Genomic DNA, 2,471 nt, shown 5'->3' with positions numbered 1-2,471 from the left:
AGGGAGTCGATCTTGGCGTCGCGGATGTACTGCTCGATCGGGTAGTCCTGCAGGAAGCCCGACCCGCCGAAGGTCTGAAGCGACTCGGTGAGCAGCTCGTACGCCCGCTCGGACCCGACACCCTTGACGATCGGCAGGAGCAGGTCGTTGACGCGGTGGGCGAGCTCGCCGTCGGCACCGGAGACGCGCTCGGCGATCTCGACGTCCTGGTGGGCGGCGGTGTACATGTACACCGCGCGCAGGCCCTCGGCGAACGCCTTCTGGCGGATGAGCGCCCGGCGCACGTCCGGGTGGTGGGTGATGGTCACGCGGGGGGCGTTCTTGTCGGCCATCTCGACCATGTCGCCACCCTGGACGCGCTCCTTGGCGAACTCCAGGGCGTTGAGGTAGCCCGTCGACAGGGTGGAGATGGCCTTGGTGCCGACCATCATGCGCGCGTGCTCGATGACATCGAACATCTGGCGGATGCCCTGGTTGAGCTCGTCGCCGCCGACCATCCAGCCCTTGGCGGGCACGCCGTGACCGCCGAAGGTCAGTTCGCAGGTCGTGGAGACCTTGAGGCCCATCTTGTGCTCGACGCCGGTGACGAACACCCCGTTGCGCTCGCCCATCTCGTTCTTCTCGAAGTCGAAGTGGAACTTGGGCACGAAGAACAGCGACAGGCCCTTGGTGCCGGGGCCGGCGCCCTCGGGGCGCGCCAGGACCAGGTGGAAGATGTTCTCGAACATGTCGTCGGAGTCGGCCGAGGTGATGAAGCGCTTGACGCCCTCGATGTGCCAGGAGCCGTCGTCCTGCTTGACCGCCTTCGTGCGGCCGGAACCGACATCGGAGCCGGCGTCGGGCTCGGTGAGGACCATGGTCGCTCCCCAGCCGCGCTCGACGCAGGTGGCGGCCCACTGCTTCTGCTCCTCGGTGCCGTTCTCGTAGAGGACGGCGGCGAAGGCGGGGCCGGCGCCGTACATGAACGCCGCCGGGTTGGCCCCGAGCATCATCTCGCCGGTGGCCCACACCATCGCGCGGGGGGCCGGCATCCCGCCGAGCTCCTCCGGCAGTCCCATCGACCAGTAGCCGGCGTCGTACCAGGCGCGGAACGACTTCTTGAAGTCCTCGGGCAGGGAGACCGAGTGGGTCTCGGGGTCGAAGACCGGCGGGTTGCGGTCGGCCGACGAGAAGGACTCGGCGACCGGGCCCTCGGTGAGGGTCGCGACCTCGGAGAGGATGCCCCGGGCGGTCTCGGTGTCCATGTCGCCGAACTCGCCGGCGTCGAGTGCCTCGTTCATGCGCAGGACCTCGAACATGTTGAACTCGAGATCGCGGACGTTGCTCTTGTAGTGACCCATTACGGTCTTCTCCGATCGGAGTGCGGTGTCGTGGCAATGGAGGTGGCCGCGCGGGTCGGCACTGGTGTCCATGGGCGCACCGGAACCTACCCGTCGGTAACAAGACAGATGTTAGTGCGTCGTCAGCGATCCGTCCAAGGTGAGGAAAGACTCTTATTTCGCAGGTGGGCGGCGCGCGGCCGATCGGGCCGCATCGAGCAGGATCGATTTCTCGGCCCGCGCCACGGTCCGCCGGGTGATCTCCGCGTAGTCCGGTGTGACCGACACCGACGTCACGCCTTTGCGGACGAGGTGTTCGGCCATCGCCGGGTCGGTCGAGGCGGCCTGCCCGCACAGCGAGACCGTGAGTCCCGATTCATGGCAGCGGTCGATGATCTGGTCGATGAACGCCAGAACCGCCGGGTCCATCGAGTCGAAGAGCTCCGCGCAGACCTCGGAGTCGCGGTCCACCCCGAGCGTCAGCTGGGTGAGGTCGTTGGACCCGATCGAGACCCCGTCGATGCCCATCGCGGCGTACTCGGGGATCCAGTGGACGACCGACGGGACCTCGGCCATGATCCATCGCTTGAGTCCCTTGTCCCGGCCGATCGGGTGGGCGTCGATGATGTCCAGGCAGGCCCGGAGCTCCCACCCGGTGCGGACGAACGGGATCATCAGGTGCAGGTTGCCGTGCTTCTGCCGCACCCGGGCCAACGCGTCCAGCTCCAGTCGGAACAGGTCCGGTTCCTGCGTGTAGCGGAAGCACCCGCGGTAGCCGATCATCGGGTTGCGCTCCTCGGCCTCGACCTCGCCGCCGAGCAGGCCACGGAACTCGTTGGAACGCAGGTCCGTGGCGCGGTAGACCACCGGTCGGGGGTCGAAGGCCGCGGCGATCGTGCTGATGCCGGAGGCCATCCGTCCCACGTACTCCTCCGCCCTGCCCTCGGCGATGAGCGTGCGCGGGTGGACGCCGTCCAGCGCGCTGGTGATGAGGAACTCCGCGCGCAACAGGCCCACGCCATCGACGTCCATCGCGGCGACCCGGGCCGCGGCGTCGGGGGTCGCGAGGTTGACGTACACCGCGGTCGCGGTGACCTCGCGGGTCCTCACCTCGGGCGCCCGACCCGCGTCGGCGGGAGCCTGTTCGGCGGC

At 68.4% G+C, this 2,471-nt stretch carries 2 protein-coding genes; both read right to left on the bottom strand.

The annotated features are described in order from the left end of the window. On the bottom strand, nucleotides 1-1,340 hold a 1,340-nt coding region (locus G6020_RS13770), incomplete at its 3' end, for an acyl-CoA dehydrogenase family protein (protein ID WP_182611003.1). Nucleotides 1,341-1,493: 153 nt separating this feature from the next. Next, a partial coding sequence (locus G6020_RS13765; RefSeq protein ID WP_347238380.1) for a putative PEP-binding protein occupies nucleotides 1,494-2,471 on the bottom strand: 978 nt, incomplete at its 5' end.

Origin of the sequence: Dietzia sp. B19, from assembly GCF_014145155.1 — a bacterium.
Lineage (GTDB): Bacteria > Actinomycetota > Actinomycetes > Mycobacteriales > Mycobacteriaceae > Dietzia > Dietzia natronolimnaea.
Note: the sequence above shows the minus strand (reverse complement) of the source record. Positions and strands in the feature narration are given on the sequence as shown.